Here is a 16,349-nt window from a genome sequence, read left to right as displayed (position 1 = left end):
GCGTCAACGATAACGCGTGCTTCCTGAGTAAGCGCGGCGCCTGCGGGTTTTTCGCGAGCAAGCTCGCTCCTACAGGGAATGTCATTGCCTGTTGGGTTTGCGCGTTTTCATCAGGCCACCGGGCACTCACGGTTCAGCGCTTCATCTACCAGCAACTGCGCAATCTCGATCATCTGCACCACCGCCAACACCTGCTTGCGGGCGTGACCGTCAAGCTGTTCGGCACAGTCGTAGGCGCAGACAGTCGCGGACTCCAGCATTTCGCTGGCATTGCTCAAGGCGGCTTCAGTGCTGAGTCCGGGGCGGACGGTGAAGATGACATCTGGAGGCAGTTGCGGGTTTTCATCCGAGGGGGACGGTGGGGGATTGGGTGTGACTTTTTTCATGGCGAAGCTCCTATGAATGAGCACCTCCATTTCGCTACCACACGAAGTAAGGAGGCGACTGTACACGGGGTGGTAGACCGGTCATAGAAACCCGGCAGGCCGAAGCCTCCCATGCACAGCCGCCACAAAGCAGCCCGCATAAAAAAACGCCCTTGAGCGTTTTTGGGGTCTATGAAAGAACTGGGCTACCACACCCATTCGCTGATTTTGCAGCGACCCGCGAAGGTTAGCGGCGAGGCTCATCGGACGCAACCCGAAAGTTGTGTAAGCGCGGTCTGACAACCGCGCCGTTGCGGGTACGCCGAATACCCCATGTAGGAGCGAGCTTGCTCGCGAAACACGTTAACGATAACGCGTGCTTCCTGAGTAAGCGCGGCGCCTGTGGGTTTTTCGCGAGCAAGCTCGCTCCTACAGGGGATGTGATTGCCTGGTGGGTTTGCGCGTTTTCATCAGGCCGCCGGGCACTCAAGGTTCAGCGCTTCACCCACGAACATGTTGCTGGATGTTGAACCATCATCCTTAGCGATTCCTTTGGGTTAGCCTTGTTTTCCTACTGACAACAAGGATTGGTCATGCAACGAAAGGTCATTAATCCCACGACGGTATTCAACTCCCTGCAATACGGTTTCAGCCAGGCCATGGAAGTGCCAGAGGGCCGGCGAATCATGCTGTCGGGGCAGGTGGGCGTGGATGCTCAAGAGCACACGGTCGGCCCCGGCATCGCCGAACAGACCGCCGCAGCGTTGGACAATATCGAAAAGGTGCTGGCCGAGGTCGGTGGCGACCTGTCTCATGTGATCATGCTGCGGCTGTATATCGTCGAGTCTGCCCGTGAGCAGCAAGCGTCGATCGCCCATGCGCTACTTGAGCGCTTCCCGCACAACCCGCCACCGTCTTCGTGGATTATCGTCAGCGGGTTGTCGTTGCCGCAGTGGTTGATTGAGATTGAGGCGGAGGCGGTGATATGAGTGGCTTTCACCGAGCGCTGACACATGCTGCTGATCATCTGTAGTCAAACCGCGATTCCCCCCGTACCATTCGCCCCCCTCGCAGTGACGCGAGGCGCAGCGCCAGGAAGGCTCATCCCATATTTTTCCTGACGCCTGCCGTTTATTTTTTTGCCTGCGTTCAGGATTCGATATGTCTCGCTTCTCTCGGCCTTTGGCCTTGTTCTTGATTACGGCAGCCCTGGCAGGTTGCGGTACTCAGTCTGCGTCGCTGGTTAGCCAGCCGTTGCAACCTGGCCCCCAGGACCCGGTCGCTTATGTAGTCGGATCAATCGGCCCGCAGAGCCTTAGCGCATCTCCTGCGCCTAATCAGCGTTTACTGTTTCGCAAGCGCGGTTCCGAGTTTGGCGCCGCAGCGATCTGGGTGGGCGTCGGTCGGCAAACACCTCAGGATGTGAAGGATGCGGCCGGTGCCGCCAGTGTATTCGTGTTGGCGCTCAAGCCTGGGGATTATGAGTTCTATGATTTTCAGTTTTTCTCCAGCAGTTATTCACCCACTCTGGGGACGACCTACACCTCGGTGCAGGCGCGAGAGAAATTCAACCTGCCACTGCGCCTGAAGGCCGGCAACGCCTATTACCTCGGTGAATTTCGCTCGTTATGCCTTGGCGCTTCGCTGTGTGCCTTCCGCTGGCGCGACCAGCAAGGACGCGATGAGCCGCTAGCGCGGCACTCTGTTGCGGGCCTGCCGGCTCTGGAGTTGTTGCCGCTGGATTATCGCAGCGCCGCCCCTTATATCATCGCGCCGCTGCCATCCGGGGCGGGTCAGAACATCCTTCACGAGACACGCCCATGAACCGTTTTATTACGTTCAGCGCCCTGGCGCTGCTGACCGGGTGTGCAACCACCCATACGCTTCCTGAGCGTGCATTGCCCGATGGCAAGGAATACCTCAAGCCGATCCACGTCATGATCGATGACCCGCTTAATGCAGCACAAATTCGTAACCAATTGCGTGAGACTGGGGTGTTTCGCAGTGTCGAAAGCGGCCGGGGCAACGCGGACGATTACTCGGTGTGGGTGCGCTACAACGTTCAGCGTGATATGCCGCCTTTCCCGGTGGTACTGCTGAGCGCGGCAACTCTGTTTCTGCTGCCCCTGTCCGTGAGCATTGACACCACCACCGAGTTCTCCCTGCAGCACAATGGGAAGCAGCTCAAGCAGTACAGCTACCGCAACGTCACCCACAAATATTCCTGGCTGCTGGATGGCCCTGGCGGGATGGAGCTACAGAGCGGTCACCGTGTTGCACGGGCTTTTGCCGAAGATGTACAGCGCGACGGGCTGCTGCCCGAGGAGCACGCACAATGATCAGGACTACGTTACTGGCCGCCGTGCTGTTGCTCGGTGGTTGCGGTACCGCCCTCAAACCGTTGGATTACAAGGCAGAGCGTGCCTACGTGCCGATGAGTGTCACGATGCCGTCGCCCGTGTCGAGGTTTGAACAGCAGACGCAACGCGAAGTTATCCAGTTGTTGCGTGACACAGGTGCCTTCAGTTTTATGGATGGCGGTTTCAGCAAGACGGGCTACAGCTTGTTGGTCGATCAACGCGGCGGTAAAGGGGCCGGTGCGCTCCCGGCGATACTTGGCGCGTTGACGCTGTTGACCGTGCCAGTGCCCTACACCTACGAGCGCCAGTTGCACGGCTCGCTGTTCAAGGATGGGCAACTGCTCAAAACCTATGCTTACAAGCGTGGTGGTTGGACAGCTACGACCTGGTACATCCCCATGACCGAGCCCCGCAGCGAAAGCGAGATGTTGAGCGAGTTGATGCGGGATCTGGAGCACGATCACTTGATTCCTTATCAGTGACAGCTGGTTATTTTAATTAGTGTTGATAGAGAGGTTCACGGATGAATTACGAATTGTTGTTTGGCTTGGATGTGCAACTGGGCTTTTTGGTGATGGCCTTTGTGTTGGTGATGGCGGTGATTGGCTTCATTCTCGACAAAGACACCACGCCGCAAGTTGTCGTGGCGACCGGCGTTGCGCTGATTTCGATTGCCGCGTGTGCCGTGGTCTCTATCGACGCATTCAATGGGCTGGCGCAGTCACTGCACGAAAAAGGCAAAATCAGCGGTGCTCTGTTTGACCAGGTGAAACACCGCTCCAACCTGTTCCTCTTTGTTTTCCCGTTTGTAACCGCCGCCATCGGCACGAACCTGATTTCCGACGTGTTGACCAAGAAATTGCATTATGAAAAATCCTTGGGCCCTGTGAATTTGTTGCAAGGGTGCTTGGAACTTATGAAAATCCTTTTCGGTTTGGTTATTTTTCCGTTTGTTGCAATTGGCTTGGCGCCCTTCGTGTTGGTCGATACGTGGAAGCGCCATGTCACCCGTTATATGGAAGGGGTTGGCGCAGTGAATCGTCATCTGCAACTCAAGATGCTGAAGGCCGACATCATTTCCAGGAACCTGTTTCGTGGCCCACCCGCCAAACCTGCGCCCTGATTCCGGTCGTCGGCACTCAGCCCTTAATACCGAACCATCACCGACTTAAGCTCGGTGTAATCCTCAATGAACGCACTGCCAAACTCCCGCCCTAATCCCGAAGACCGGCTGCCACCAAACGGCACTGCCGGGTCGAGCAAGGTGTGCATGTTTACCCACACGGTGCCGGCCTTGACGGCCGGGATCATGCGCAGGGCCTTGCCCAGGTCATTGGTCCACAGGCTGGCGCTCAACCCGTAAGGCCCGTGGTTCATCATGGCCAGCAGTTCGTCTTCGCTGTCGTAGGGCAGGAAGGTGGCGATGGGCCCGAAGGTTTCTTCGTTGAGCAGGGTGTCGTGCAGGTGGTTGGCAAGGATGACGGTGGGTTCGACGTAGCAGCCGGGGCGGTCGATGAGGTGGCCGCCGTGGATGATCGTGTTGTTTTCGGCGCGGGCCTGGTTGAAGTAGCCGAGCAGTTTGTGTTGGTGTTGCTGGTGGGTCACCGGGCCGAAGTCGGTGTGTTCGTCCAGGGGCGAGCCGATGGTCAGGCGGCTGAGGCGTGCCTTGAGCTTTTCCAGCACGGCATCGATCTGCGAGCGGTGCACGAAGAAACGCTCGGCCGCTGCGCAGATTTGCCCAGAGTGCAAGAAGCCCGCTTCGATGATGCCATCCACCGCTTTGTCTACATCCATGTCGCGCAGGAAGCCGGCGGCGTTCTTGCCACCCAGTTCCAGGGTCGCGCGGGTGAGGCCTGCGCCCATGGCACTGCGGCCCACCGCAATACCGGTGGGCACTGAGCCGGTGAACGACACCTTGTGCGTGCCGGGGTGTTCCACCAGCCCCTTGCCGACATGGCCGCCGCCGGTCAACACGTTGAGCACGCCCGCCGGCAACCCGGCGTCGATGGCCAGTTCGGCGATGCGCAGCAGGGTCAGCGGCGTGAATTCGCTGGGCTTGATGATGATGCTGCAGCCGGTCACCAGCGCAGAAGCCAGCTTCCAGATGGCGATCATGGTCGAGAAATTCCACGGCACAATGCCTACCACCACGCCTACCGGTTCGCGCAAGGTGAAAGCGGTGTAGCGCTCGCCATTGAACGAAGGCAGCGACGGCGTGAGGGTCTTGCCGCTGAGCTTGGTGGCCCAACCTGCGTAGTAACGCAGGAAGTGCGCGGCCTGGTCGACCTCAAAGGCGCGGGAAATCTGGATGATCTTGCCCGACTGGCAGGTTTCGATCTGCGCCAGTTCTTCGCGGTGGTGTTCCAGCAGGTCGGCCAGTTTCAGCAGTACGTTGCCACGAATGGCCGGTGCGGTCTGTGACCACAACTGGAAACCCCGGTTGGCGCAAGCCACCGCGGCGTCGATATCCGCCAGGTCTGCGTCGGCCACGTCGGCGATCACCTGGCCGGTGGCGGGGTTGGTCACGCTCAGGCGTGCATCGGCGTGGCTGCGCACACTGGCGCCGTCGATGAATAGCCCATGACGGCGGCGCAAAAAGGCTTCGACGTGAGGCAGCAGCGGGATATCGCTCATGGCAGGTTCCTGGCAGTTCACAAAAGAAAACTCGAGGTTAACCAACGGGCAGGTACGCGGCTTGACTGTGCCTGCCAGGTTTTATGCCTGTGCCTGCCGTGCCTGTGAAAAGTACAACCTTGCCTGCCGAACGTGCATGTTGTGCCGGCGCAAGCCGGTCGATACTGGCCCTGCATCCCGCGCCGTTCCACGATTCGGAGCGTCTGCCGGACTTCCAATAATAAGCAGGGCCGTCCATGAAAAAGCCAAACCCGCTCCTCGAAGACCTCAAGCCTCTTCTGCCTGCCATTGCCGCGAACGCCAGCCGTGCCGAACAACTGCGACAAGTGCCGGATGAGAATATCGCGCTGCTCAAGAGCATCGGGCTGCACCGCGCCTTCCAGCCCAAGGTGTTCGGTGGCCTGGAACTGACGCTGCCCGAATTCGCCGATTGTATCGCCTTGCTCGCCGGCAGTTGTGCCAGCACCGCCTGGGCCATGAGTTTGTTGTGCACCCACAGCCATCAACTGGCGCTGTTCTCGGCGCAGTTGCAGGAGGAAATCTGGGGCGCCAACCCGGATGCCACGGCCAGCAGCAGTATTGCGCCGTTCGGCCGGGTGACCGAGGGCGAGGGCGGCGTGTACTTCAGTGGCGAGATGGGCTGGAGCAGCGGCTGTGACCATGGCGAATGGGCGATTGTCGGCTGCCGTCGCCAGAATGCCGAAGGCACCCAGGACTACTGCTTTGCCGTGCTACCGCGCAGTGACTATCAGATCCGCGATGACTGGTTTGCAGCCGGCATGAAAGGCAGCGGCACCAAGACCCTGATCATCGACAACGCCTGGGTGCCCGAGCACCGGATCCAGAAGGCCAAGGACATGATGGAAGGCAAGTCCGCAGGCTTTGGTTTGTACCCTGACAGCCAGATTTTCTACGCGCCGTATCGGCCGTATTTCGCCAGTGGCTTCTCCACCGTCAGCCTCGGCGTGGCCGAGCGCATGCTGGAGGTATTCCGCGAAAAAACCAAAAACCGCGTACGTGCCTACACCGGCGCTGCCGTCGGCGCAGCGACCCCGGCGCTGATGCGCTTGGCCGAGTCCACCCACCAGGTGGCCGCCGCTCGGGCGTTTTTGGAGAAGACCTGGCAAGACCACGCCGAACACAGCGCCGCCCACCGCTACCCAGCGCGAGAAACCCTGGCGTTCTGGCGCACCAACCAGGCCTATGCCACGAAGATGTGCATCGAAGCGGTAGACCGGCTGTTCGCTGCCGCCGGTGGCAATGCCTGGTTCGAACAGAACGAAATGCAGCGCCTGTTCCGCGATTCCCATATGACCGGCGCCCATGCCTACACCGACTATGACGTGTGCGCGCAGATCCTCGGCCGTGAGCTGATGGGCCTGGAACCCGACCCGAGCATGGTGTAGCCGCGTTTTCCCTACAACAATCAGGGCGGCCCATCGAGGCCACCCGGGAGTCTTGCATGTCTGACGTATTCGACCCACGAGCCTTTCGTCGCGCCTTGGGCAATTTTGCCACTGGCGTGACCGTGGTCACCGCCGCCACCGCCTCCGGGCGCAAGGTCGGCGTGACCGCCAACAGTTTCAACTCGGTGTCCCTCGACCCGCCGCTGGTGCTGTGGAGCATCGACAAACGCTCCAACAGCCATGCGGTGTTCGAGGAGGCCAGCCACTTTGCGGTGAATGTGTTGGCGGCGGACCAGGTGCATCTATCCAACAATTTCGCGCGCCCCCGTGAAGACCGCTTCGCCCTGATCGAATACGAGCCGGGGGAGGGTGGCTCGCCGGTGTTCGCCGATTGCTCGGCGCGTTTTCACTGTGAGAAATACCAGCAGGTGGACGGCGGCGACCATTGGATCATGATCGGCAAGGTGGTGGCCTTTGATGATTTTGGCCGTGCGCCGCTGCTCTATCATCAGGGCGCCTATGCTGAGGTCCGGGCGCTGCCTCCGTGCGCGCCCGAGGCGGTTTAGAACGGCACGGCGACCACCAGTTGGCTGTAGACATTGGTGCCGTTGCCGCCGACCTGATTGCCGCCGTTTTCGGCTGATTTATTCGGTTTGTACAGGCCGAGCAGCGGCGTGATGATCAGGTGCTCGTTGACGGCCCATTCGGCATACAGGTCCAGTTCGCGGCCATCGAGGTTCAATTGGCCGCGGGTACTGACGGTGTTGTAGTCGAAGAACAGCGCCCCAAGCGTGACGTTCCCCAGTGGCTTGACCTTGAGCGCCACGTGCTGCACGGCGGTGTTGCTGTTGAAGGGGCCGGAATAGTTGCCCGCTACTTCGCCCTGCACCCAGGTGCCGTAGCCACGGTTGAAGCCTGAGAACATGGCGTCCCAGTTCTTCGAATAACGGGCGTAGCGGTAGGTCAGATCCGGCGACCACGGCAGGTTGGCGAAGGTGTAGCCGGCTTCGACGTAACCGGCATTTTCCTGGCCGTCGCGACGGCTTTGGCGCGCCAGTTCGAAGGCGAAGTGCGCGTTGTCGATACCGGCATTGCCGGCGCCGCGCAGGCTGTAGAGGTTCATGCCTTTGCGCTGGCGCTGCAGGTCGGTGGCGAAGCGCTCATCCACGTCGATGCCGTGAATGTAGGTCAGCCCCAGGGTGCCCGGCGCGGCACTGTATTCCAGGGTGCCGGCGGCCATTTCGGTAAGGGCCTGGGCGCGGTTGTCGGACTTGATCCACATCAGGCTGCCGTGCACACCGTCCTTGCCGCCCAGGCGAATCACCGCCGTCTTATCGAAGGCATGGCGCGCGGCGATGTAGTAGGCACCGCCGCGATTGAACTCGCCGTCGCCCACGCCATTGCCCAGGTTGGGGCCATCGTCGTTAAGGATAAAACCGTCGCCGAGCATGATGATCTGGCGACCGAACGACAGGTCCAGGCCATCCTTGCCCAGCGCTGGCAACAACTCGCCAGACCGCCAGCCGGCGAAGGCCTCGTCAAACTTGGTGGTGCGCTCGGTGCCGTTGGTGAGCCCTGCCGCATCGCCATCGCCCCAGGTACCGGAACTCACCAGGTTGGCCGTGCCATACACGCCGCCCAGGTTGCCCAGGCTCTGTTCGACGCTCAGGCCGTACTTGATGAACGCCTCGCGCCAGGTGGAGCCGCCGCTGCGGCCATCGTAGTTCTTCGGGCTGTTGAACATACCGTACACGGCGAGGAAGTTGCCGGTGACCTGGGTGTCGGCGTCGGCATACAACTCGATGGCCTGCGCCTGGCCCACCAGCAGTGCCACGCCCAGGCCGACCGCCTGGCGCAGGCGGCGGTTTTTCAGTGTGTGCTCCATTGTTATTGCCCCCATCTTGGTTAAGAGTGAGGGCGCATTAGGGCGAGCGGTATGAGGCCAAGTCTTTTCCCTGCGTGCCAGGCAATTGACTCTGGCCGCCAGGCCACACGCCCTGGCAGGCAGCAACAAAACCGGCGGCAGACAGGGGCAAGACGATCAACGGGAGTGGGGCGCAGAGTGCCGACACATTAAAAAAACCGCTTCGAGGACCCCTCCATGTCGATCAACGACCGACTCACCGCACACCTCAACCGGGGCACGGTAGGTTTTCCCACTGCGTTGGCCAGCACTATCGGCCTGATCATGGCCAGCCCGGTGATCCTCACCGCCACCATGGGCTTTGGCATCGGTGGCAGTGCGTTTGCCCTGGCGATGCTGATTGCCGTGGTGATGATGCTGGCCCAGGCCACCACCTTCGCCGAGGCCGCCTCGATACTGCCCACCACCGGTTCGGTGTACGACTACATCAACTGCGGCATGGGTAGGTTCTTTGCGATCACCGGGACCTTGTCGGCCTACCTGATCGTGCATGTGTTCGCCGGCACCGCCGAAACCATCCTCGCAGGGGTCATGGCCCTGGTGAACTTCGAACACCTCAATACCCTGGCAGAGTCGGCCGGCGGCTCGTGGTTGCTGGGCGTCGGTTTCGTGCTGGTGTTCGGTGTGCTGAATGCCTTTGGCGTCAGCGCATTTGGCCGCGCGGAGATCATCCTGACCTTCGGCATGTGGACCACCCTGATGGTGTTCGGCGTACTGGGGCTGATCGCCGCGCCGGCGGTGCAGTTGGAGGGCTGGTTCGGCGAGTCGTTGGTGGGCACCGACCTGGTCACCGTGCTGTCGCTGGTGGGCATGGCGATGTTCATGTTCGTGGGCTGCGAGTTCGTCACCCCGCTGGCGCCGGACCTGCGCCAATCGGCCAAGGTGATGCCACGGGCGATGATGCTCGGGCTGATGGGCGTGGCCACCTGCATGTTCATCTATGGCGCGGCGATGAAACGCCAGGTGGAGAACGTGGTGCTCGATGTGGCGTCCGGCGTTCACCTGTTGGACACACCCATGGCCATCCCCCGGTTCGCCGAACAGGTGATGGGGCAGATCGGTCCGTTGTGGCTGGGCATCGGCTTTCTGTTCGCGGGCGCTGCGACCATCAATACCCTGATGGCCGGCGTGCCGCGCATCCTCTACGGTATGGCGGTGGATGGCGCCTTGCCCAAGGTGTTCACCTACCTGCACCCGCGTTTCAAGACGCCGCTATTGTGCATCTTGGTGGCCATGTTGATTCCGTGCCTGCACGCGCTGTATCTGGGCGGCAACACCGACAACATCATGCACCTGGTGCTGGCGGCGGTGTGCGCGTGGAGTTTCGCTTACCTGTTGGTGACCTTGTCAGTGGTGATCCTGCGCATTCGGCGTCCGGACTTGCCTCGGGCCTATCGCTCGCCGTGGTTTCCGCTGCCGCAGATCGTCTCCAGCATCGGCATCCTGTTGGGCATGTGGTTTATCACCCCGCCCGGCATGAACCCGGCGGACATCTACGTGCCGTTTGGCGTGATGCTCGGCGTGACGGCCACCTACGCGCTGTTCTGGACCCTGGTGGTGCAGAAGGTCAACCCCTTCAAGCCCGCCTGCGTAGAGGAGGTGTTGGCCAAGGAATTCAGCCATGAACCGGGGGTTGCCCATGACGGTTATAACGACTTTGCGGCAAAAACTGTTTGAGCTGTTTCGTGCCGACCGCGCACCCAGCGGGTATCGACCGGGGGTGACCCTGGCTCATCTGCGGCGTGATCTGGGCCTGGCCACCCTTGAAGTGGACGGTGTGGCCTTTGAGATTGTCGAGCGCACCGAGTCGCAGTTGTTGATGCACCTGGTGCTGACCGAATGTGTCCTGCGCGTTCCTGCTGCAGCGGGTGGCGCTGGCAGCTTCGAGGTGCACCATGGCGGCGCGATCCGGCGCAGCGGCATTCATGTGCGGCGCCGCGCCGGCAACCAGGCACTGGGCCGTGAATTGCAGGCGCGTTTACAGGCGGACAGCGTGTTGTTCCAGGCGTTGATGCCGCTGGATTTCAAGCGCCTGCGCATCGAGCTGCACGACCAGCAATGGTGCGTGCGCCTGGAGCATATGGGTGGCAGCGAGGTGGTCAACCGCATGCCGGCGTTCCGGCGCTACATTGCGTTGAGCGCCGAGCAACGCGTGCATCTCTTGGCAACCCTGGCCGGGTTGCGGCGGGTACTGTCGGGTCTCTGATTGGCACCATTAGTGCTTCTGCAACGGGCAAACAGGTTTGTTGTTGCGTGCATATAGATAACATGTTAACTATTGCACCAGAACAACAAGAATAACGCCACTGCGGAGACACCCCATGAGCATCCCACAGCATGCACCCGACGGGCTCGACAGCTGGAACCGCGAACTGCGCGCCGCGTGCGGCCACTTCGATACCGAGCTGGCTTTCAACCGTTCGCTGTTTATCGGCGAGATCCACAACCTGTCGCGTGGCCTGGCCATCCTGCGCACCAATGCCGGGCTGATCAAGCGCCCGATGCACCACGCCGACCATGACAACGACCAGGAATGTTTCCTGGTCAGCCAGCGCAGCGGCTATTCGCAAATCACCCAGAACGACCAGACCGTACAACTGGCCCCCGGCGAAATGCTGTTGATGGACTCGGTGGGCGCCATCGAAATTACCCCCTTCGGCCTGATCGAACACGCCTCGCTGTCCTTGCCGCGCACTGCGGTGTGCAAGCACCTGGGTGGCCAGGCACGGGCCTTCGGCAAGATCTCCTCGACCAAAGCCTGTGGGCGCATGCTGCATGTGCTGATGGACCAATTGTGCAAGGACGATACCGACGAAGACGCCACGCAAGTGGAAGCGCTGCAAGCGGCGTTCGTCTCGCTGTTGGGTTCGGCGTTGGAGCAGGGCGATGAGTGCCGCGAAGGCGTGGCCTCGTTACAGGGCAATAACCTACGCAGCTATGTGCAAAAGGTCATTGATGAGTCGCTGAGCCAGCCAGGCCTGAGCCCGATCGGCCTGGCCAACCGCCTGAATATCTCGGTGCGGCACCTGTACCGTCTGTTTGAAGAACAGGACGACAGCGTCTGCCGCTACATCCAGCGCGCGCGGCTCAAGCGCAGTGCGGATGACTTGACCAACCCGTTCCTGCGCAGTGAGTCGATCACCTCGATTGCCTACAAGTGGGGTTTTACCGACTCGGCGCACTTCAGCCGCTCGTTCAAGAAGCAGTTTGAGGTATCGCCCAAGGATTTTCGTTCCAGCCGGTTGCAGGCGGTGTAAGCGTGATCGTTCCCACGCTCCGCGTGGGACCGCCGCCCCGGACGCTCCGCGTCCCGCTCCAGAAGTCGTGACGCGGAGCGTCACAGGATGCATTCCCACGCAGAGCGTGGGAACGATCGGGTTTCAGATTTCGGGCAGCGTCGCGCCACCGTCCACCACCAGCGTCTGCCCGGTGATATAGCCCGCCAGGTCAGAGGCCAGAAACACCATCGCCCCGGCAATATCCGCCGCCGCGCCCAGGCGCCCCAGCGGCACACGGCGGGCGATGCTGTCATTCACGGCCGCATCGCCCAGGTTGCCCATCGCCGGCGTGGCGATCATGCCGGGCTCCACGCCGTTGACCCGCACATTCAACGGCGCCAGCTCCAGCGCTGCATTGCGGATAAACCCATTCACCCCAGCTTTGGACGCCGCATAGTGGCTCAGCCCCGGATAACCGACCCGATTGCCGGTGACCGAAGACGTCACCAGCACGCAGCCCCGGCCTTGCTCGCGAAACCTCGGCAACGCCGCCTGGGTCAGCCAGAACAGCGCCGACAGGTTCACCGCCAGGGTGCGCTCCAGAATCGCTGGGGTGATGTCGGCAAAGGCGGTCAGCGGAAAGTACCCGGCGTTGTGCACCAGCACATCCAGTTGCGCCAAGCCTTGGACGCAAGCAAACACCGCTTCGGTATCCGCCAGGTCAACGCCAACGGCGTCAACCTGATGCCCTTGCGTGCGTAACCCGGCAGCCAGGGCTTCAGCCTGTTCAAGCAGACGGTCGGCAATCACCACTCGCGCACCGCGTTCGGCAAAGGCCTGGACGATGCCCAGGCCAATGCCTTGGGCACCGCCGGTGACCAGCACGACTTGGCCGCTGAAATCCAGGTCATGGGGCATGGGCAGGCTCCAGGCGCGTGAACGCCAGCGTCGGCACGTCGACGATGCTGGACCCACCGTCCGCCACCAACGTGGCGCCGGTAATGATCGAGGCGTCGTCGCTGGCCAGGAAGCGGCACACCTTGGCGATCTCGTCGGCACGGGCGGCGCGCCGCAGCGGTACATCGGCACACACGCGCGCATAGGCCTGCTGCAAGGTCTCGCCGTACGCCTCCATTAACGGCTGCATCTCCGCGTCGGCCATCGGCGTGTGCACCCAGCCTGGGCACACCGCGTTCACCCGCACGCCATGGGGCCCATAGTCACGGGCCAGCGAGCGGTTGAGCCCGAGCAGCGCATGCTTGGCGGTGGTGTAGCCACACACCTCGGGGCCTGCTGCCAATGAGGCGATGGAGCCAATCAGCACCATGTTCCCGGCGCTTTCCTGCAGCAGCGGCAGGCAGGCGCGAGCGCTGTAGAACGCACTGTCGAGGTTGCTGCGCAGCGCGCCTTCCCAGGTGGCCGGGCTGGTCTGGGTCGCGCTGCCCAGGCCGTGGCCACCGGCACAGGCCAGCAGCACATCGAGGCGCCCGCAGTGGGTGCGGATTTGTTGGATGAAACCGTCCCAGGTGTCCGGGCAGGCGGCATCGCCCACCAGGATCAGCCCGCCGGTGTCCTGCGCCACCTGTTCCAGCGGCTCACGACGCCGACCGATCAGCACCAGATGCGCGCCTTCCTGTGCGTACAAGCGTGCGCAGGCGGCGCCGATGCCGGTGCCGGCTCCGGTGATCACCACCGTGCGCGGCTCAGTCACGGGGGTACTCCGTGTGGTTGAGCACCTGGCAATAGGAACTGATCGGGAAGTTCGACAGCGCGTCGAAGGACGCCCCGGCATAGCCGAAGATCTTGCCGTCGCTGCGGTGCTGTTGCAGGTCGATCAATACCAGGCCGAGGGTCGGCACGATCTTCTCCTGCCAGACGAACAGGTACAGCTGTTCGGCGATCTTGTAGTAATGGCAGCGGTCGGTGTCGCACAGGCCTTTCTCCACGCCCTCAAGGCATTGCCAGGCGTAGAACCGCGGGTTGAGGTAGATGTGTTCGTAGACCTCGCTGGGGCTGTAGCGATAGTGGTTGCGCAGGCCGACCAACTCGTCGGTGGGGGCGTGCAGGCAGTGGCCATCCTGCCAGGGCCGGTCGAGGCTGCCGTGGAGGAAGTCAACCTGTACCGAGGTCAGCGGTTTGCCGGCCAGGGCGCGGTGGTACAGGCCTTCGTGGGTCTCTGCCGGTTCTGGCATACGGCCAATCACGGCGGTAAAGGAGGCATTTGGCGTGTCCAGCACCAGGCTGATCGACCAGCTTTGCCCGGCCTCATGCTTGATAAAGTCCACCAGGTACAGGCCCGGACGAATCGAGCTGGCGCGGTAGGCAGCGCTGCCGCTGGAGTGGCCATCGGCGGCGTGCCAGGCCAGGCGCTCCTGTTCGAAGCGGTGTTCGATCTGCCAGCCATTGGCAAAGTGCAGAGTGAAGGTCTGGCCGGCCAGGTCGGCCAGATTCGGCAGAATGAACGCCTCGGGTGCAAACCCCTCAGCCAGGGCGCCTACGGTGATCCAGTCAGATGAATTCGACATGGCAACCCCTCCCTTACACGACGGCGAAGTAGTGTTTGACGAAACTCTCGCTGACCACTTCCCACAGCACGGGCGTGCCCTTGGTCACGAACCAGCTGTCACCGGCCTTGTAGCGGGTGGATTGGCCGGTGGACTCGTCGGTCAGCACCACTTCGCCGGTGACTATCGTGGCCTGTTCGGCGAACGGGTAGACCATGCGGAACTTGCCCTGGGTGGTGCCGAAGTACGCACTGCTGACCGCATCGGTGGGCGCGCCGAAAGTCATCTTGCCGAAGGCGCGTACTTCGCCTTCGAGGATTTGCGAGCCGAGGTCGGCCACGGTGCCCCAGGCGTCGAGTTCCGACAGCTGGACGTTGTGTTTGAGGGTGGTAAGTGTCATGGCAGATGCTCCGATAAGTACGAGATTTTTGTAGGAGCGAGCTTGCTCGCGAAGAACGTCTGGGCACCGCGATTTACCTGAAGGCCCGCGTTATCGTTGACGTTCTTCGCGGGTAAGCCCGCTCCTACAGGGGTTAGCGGCGACCGTTCCAGTAGCCGGATAATTGGTGCCAGGATTTGCCCGCCGTCAGCAGCAGGGGGCGAATCGCGTCCTTGCCGAGGATGGTGGGGCGGGAGATCGAGCTGACCAGGTCATAGCGCGCCGAGCCCTCGCTCATGCCTTCGGCCAGCACCTTGCAGATGATGTGGCTGGGGGTGACGCCAAAGCCGGAATAGCCCTGCACGAAAAACGCATTGCTGCGCCCCGGCAAAGTGCCCACCTGCGGGAACAGGTTCGGGCTGCACGCCATCGGGCCGCCCCAGGCCAGGTCGATTTTCACGTCCTTGAGGTAGGGAAAAATCTTCAGCATCAGTTGGCGGTTCCAGGCTTTCAGATCGCCGGGAATGTGCTCCACCAAAGGCGTGGCGGCGCCGAACAGCAGGCGGTTTTCGTTGGTCACGCGGTAGTAGTCGATCACCGGGCGGATATCGCTGTAGGCCCCACGGATCGGGCTGATGCGCTGGATCAACTCCTCGGACAACGGCTCGGTCATCATCTGGAACGCGTAGGTGTTGATGGTCGAGCGGTGCAGTTCCGGCTCCAGCTTGTTGAGGAAGCTGTCACAGGCCCACAGCAACTTGCTGGCGCGTACCGAACCGCGACCGGTGCGCACGGTGATGCGCTCGCCGTAGCTGACTTCCAGGGCCGGGCTGTTCTCGAAGATCTTCACACCATGGCTGACCAGCGCGGTGGCTTCGCCCAGCAGCAGGTTCAGTGAATGCACATGCCCGCCACCCATGTGCAGCAGGGCGCTGGTGTAGGCGGTGGAGCCGATGATCTGCTGCACGTCAGAGCCGCCAAGAAAGCGGATTTCGTGCTGGCTGTTGATCGACTTGAAGTCTTTCTCCCAGGCGCGCAGGGTTTTTTCCTGGCGGGCGTTGAAGCCCATGTAGCCGTAGCCGTGGCAAAAGTCTGCGTCGATGTTGTACTTGGCGATGCGGTTCTTGATGATGTCGGCGCCCAGGTCGCTGATCTCGAACACTTGGCGCAGGCCGTCTTCGCCCACGTCCTTCTTGATCTTCTCCAGGTCATGGCCGATGCCTGCCATGATCTGCCCACCGTTGCGGCCCGTGCCGCCAAAGCCCAGGTAGCGCGCTTCGAGCACGACAATGTTGGTGATGCCTTTTTCCGCCAGCTCAAGGGCCGTGTTGATTCCGGAAAAGCCGCCGCCGATGACCACGACGTCCGCGTCGATATCCTGTTCCAGGGTGGGGAAGCTGAGGTTGTATTTCTTGGTGGCGGTGTAGTACGTGGGGGTTTCGATGTTGATCATGGCGCAGCCTGAAAAAGTGAAGGAAGGCGCTAAAGCGGATGCCTCCATTAGGGCCCTTGGCGGGCTGGAAGTCTTGATCCTGCGTGCCCGGGTTTTTGATTCAGCG

General features: G+C 61.6%; 17 protein-coding genes and 1 pseudogene. 10 read left to right on the top strand and 8 right to left on the bottom strand.

The genetic code is table 11. The annotated features are described in order from the left end of the window. Positions 1-110 precede the first annotated feature (110 nt). Positions 111-386: a DUF6124 family protein gene (locus tag E1K68_RS15340; RefSeq protein WP_034134247.1), complete on the bottom strand. Its 276-nt coding sequence runs from the start codon at positions 384-386 to the stop codon at positions 111-113. A 572-nt stretch (positions 387-958) separates the two neighbouring features. Between E1K68_RS15340 and E1K68_RS15335 the strand changes: the two genes are divergently transcribed. The 5 genes from E1K68_RS15335 to E1K68_RS15315 all read left to right on the top strand — a co-directional run bounded on the left by E1K68_RS15335 (position 959) and on the right by E1K68_RS15315 (position 3,848). Next, positions 959-1,354, top strand: a complete 396-nt coding sequence (locus E1K68_RS15335) for a Rid family hydrolase (protein WP_003192423.1) — start codon at positions 959-961, stop codon at positions 1,352-1,354. Between the two features lie 172 nt (positions 1,355-1,526). Beyond that, on the top strand, positions 1,527-2,189 hold the full coding sequence (locus E1K68_RS15330) for a hypothetical protein (RefSeq protein ID WP_034134248.1): 663 nt from the start codon (positions 1,527-1,529) through the stop codon (positions 2,187-2,189). Next, entirely contained in the window at positions 2,186-2,704 is a 519-nt protein-coding gene (locus E1K68_RS15325; protein ID WP_003192421.1) for a hypothetical protein, read from the top strand. Before E1K68_RS15330 ends, E1K68_RS15325 begins: the two co-directional genes overlap by 4 nt. Next, entirely contained in the window at positions 2,701-3,207 is a 507-nt protein-coding gene (locus E1K68_RS15320) for a hypothetical protein (protein WP_003192419.1), read from the top strand. The genes E1K68_RS15325 and E1K68_RS15320 overlap by 4 nt, the downstream gene beginning before the upstream one ends. Positions 3,208-3,248: 41 nt before the next feature. Then, positions 3,249-3,848, top strand: a complete 600-nt coding sequence (locus E1K68_RS15315; protein ID WP_003192417.1) for a hypothetical protein — start codon at positions 3,249-3,251, stop codon at positions 3,846-3,848. A 23-nt stretch (positions 3,849-3,871) separates the two neighbouring features. Here E1K68_RS15315 and E1K68_RS15310 read toward each other — a convergent pair whose 3' ends face one another. Further along, positions 3,872-5,359: an aldehyde dehydrogenase family protein gene (locus E1K68_RS15310; protein WP_003192416.1), complete on the bottom strand. Its 1,488-nt coding sequence runs from the start codon at positions 5,357-5,359 to the stop codon at positions 3,872-3,874. A 236-nt stretch (positions 5,360-5,595) separates the two neighbouring features. On the opposite strand from E1K68_RS15310, the gene E1K68_RS15305 reads away from it, so the two are divergent. Together E1K68_RS15305 and E1K68_RS15300 are read left to right on the top strand one after the other, a co-directional pair. Further along, entirely contained in the window at positions 5,596-6,765 is a 1,170-nt protein-coding gene (locus E1K68_RS15305) for a p-hydroxyphenylacetate 3-hydroxylase oxygenase component (protein WP_212614346.1), read from the top strand. Positions 6,766-6,821: 56 nt separating this feature from the next. Next, positions 6,822-7,289, top strand: a pseudogene (locus tag E1K68_RS15300) (flavin reductase family protein); the annotation flags it as partial. 38 nt (positions 7,290-7,327) lie between these two features. Here E1K68_RS15300 and E1K68_RS15295 read toward each other — a convergent pair. Continuing rightward, on the bottom strand, positions 7,328-8,650 hold the full coding sequence (locus tag E1K68_RS15295; RefSeq protein WP_212614345.1) for a hypothetical protein: 1,323 nt from the start codon (positions 8,648-8,650) through the stop codon (positions 7,328-7,330). A 216-nt stretch (positions 8,651-8,866) separates the two neighbouring features. Between E1K68_RS15295 and E1K68_RS15290 the strand changes: the two genes are divergently transcribed. From E1K68_RS15290 to feaR, 3 genes are all read left to right on the top strand, one after another. Beyond that, positions 8,867-10,366, top strand: coding sequence for an APC family permease (locus E1K68_RS15290; RefSeq protein WP_034134252.1), 1,500 nt, complete (start codon positions 8,867-8,869; stop codon positions 10,364-10,366). Beyond that, positions 10,329-10,895: a DUF3156 family protein gene (locus tag E1K68_RS15285; protein WP_032900766.1), complete on the top strand. Its 567-nt coding sequence runs from the start codon at positions 10,329-10,331 to the stop codon at positions 10,893-10,895. The genes E1K68_RS15290 and E1K68_RS15285 overlap by 38 nt, the downstream gene beginning before the upstream one ends. A 115-nt stretch (positions 10,896-11,010) precedes the next feature. Beyond that, positions 11,011-11,946 (top strand): transcriptional regulator FeaR, encoded by a 936-nt coding sequence (gene feaR / locus E1K68_RS15280; protein WP_003192409.1) that lies wholly within the window; start codon positions 11,011-11,013, stop codon positions 11,944-11,946. 123 nt (positions 11,947-12,069) lie between these two features. Here feaR and E1K68_RS15275 read toward each other — a convergent pair whose 3' ends face one another. The 5 genes from E1K68_RS15275 to E1K68_RS15255 all read right to left on the bottom strand — a co-directional run bounded on the left by E1K68_RS15275 (position 12,070) and on the right by E1K68_RS15255 (position 16,243). Further along, positions 12,070-12,825 (bottom strand): SDR family oxidoreductase, encoded by a 756-nt coding sequence (locus E1K68_RS15275; protein ID WP_212614344.1) that lies wholly within the window; start codon positions 12,823-12,825, stop codon positions 12,070-12,072. Continuing rightward, a complete protein-coding gene (locus tag E1K68_RS15270) occupies positions 12,815-13,618 on the bottom strand; it encodes an SDR family oxidoreductase (RefSeq protein WP_057711177.1) in 804 nt (267 codons plus the stop codon). The genes E1K68_RS15275 and E1K68_RS15270 overlap by 11 nt, the downstream gene beginning before the upstream one ends. Then, a complete protein-coding gene (locus tag E1K68_RS15265; protein WP_003192405.1) occupies positions 13,611-14,432 on the bottom strand; it encodes a molybdenum cofactor biosynthesis F family protein in 822 nt (273 codons plus the stop codon). Before E1K68_RS15265 ends, E1K68_RS15270 begins: the two co-directional genes overlap by 8 nt. A gap of 13 nt (positions 14,433-14,445) precedes the next feature. Further along, positions 14,446-14,811 carry a cupin domain-containing protein gene (locus tag E1K68_RS15260; protein WP_034134255.1) on the bottom strand — a complete coding sequence of 122 codons (366 nt, stop codon included), beginning with the start codon at positions 14,809-14,811 and terminating at the stop codon, positions 14,446-14,448. A 133-nt stretch (positions 14,812-14,944) separates the two neighbouring features. Next, complete coding sequence (locus tag E1K68_RS15255; RefSeq protein ID WP_212614343.1) at positions 14,945-16,243, bottom strand: FAD-binding oxidoreductase; 1,299 nt, start codon at positions 16,241-16,243, stop codon at positions 14,945-14,947. Positions 16,244-16,349: the final 106 nt, after the last annotated feature.

It is taken from the genome of Pseudomonas sp. B2021 (assembly GCF_018135665.1).
In the GTDB taxonomy this organism is placed as follows: domain Bacteria; phylum Pseudomonadota; class Gammaproteobacteria; order Pseudomonadales; family Pseudomonadaceae; genus Aquipseudomonas; species Aquipseudomonas lactis.
This window is presented reverse-complemented; position numbering and strand designations above follow the sequence as displayed.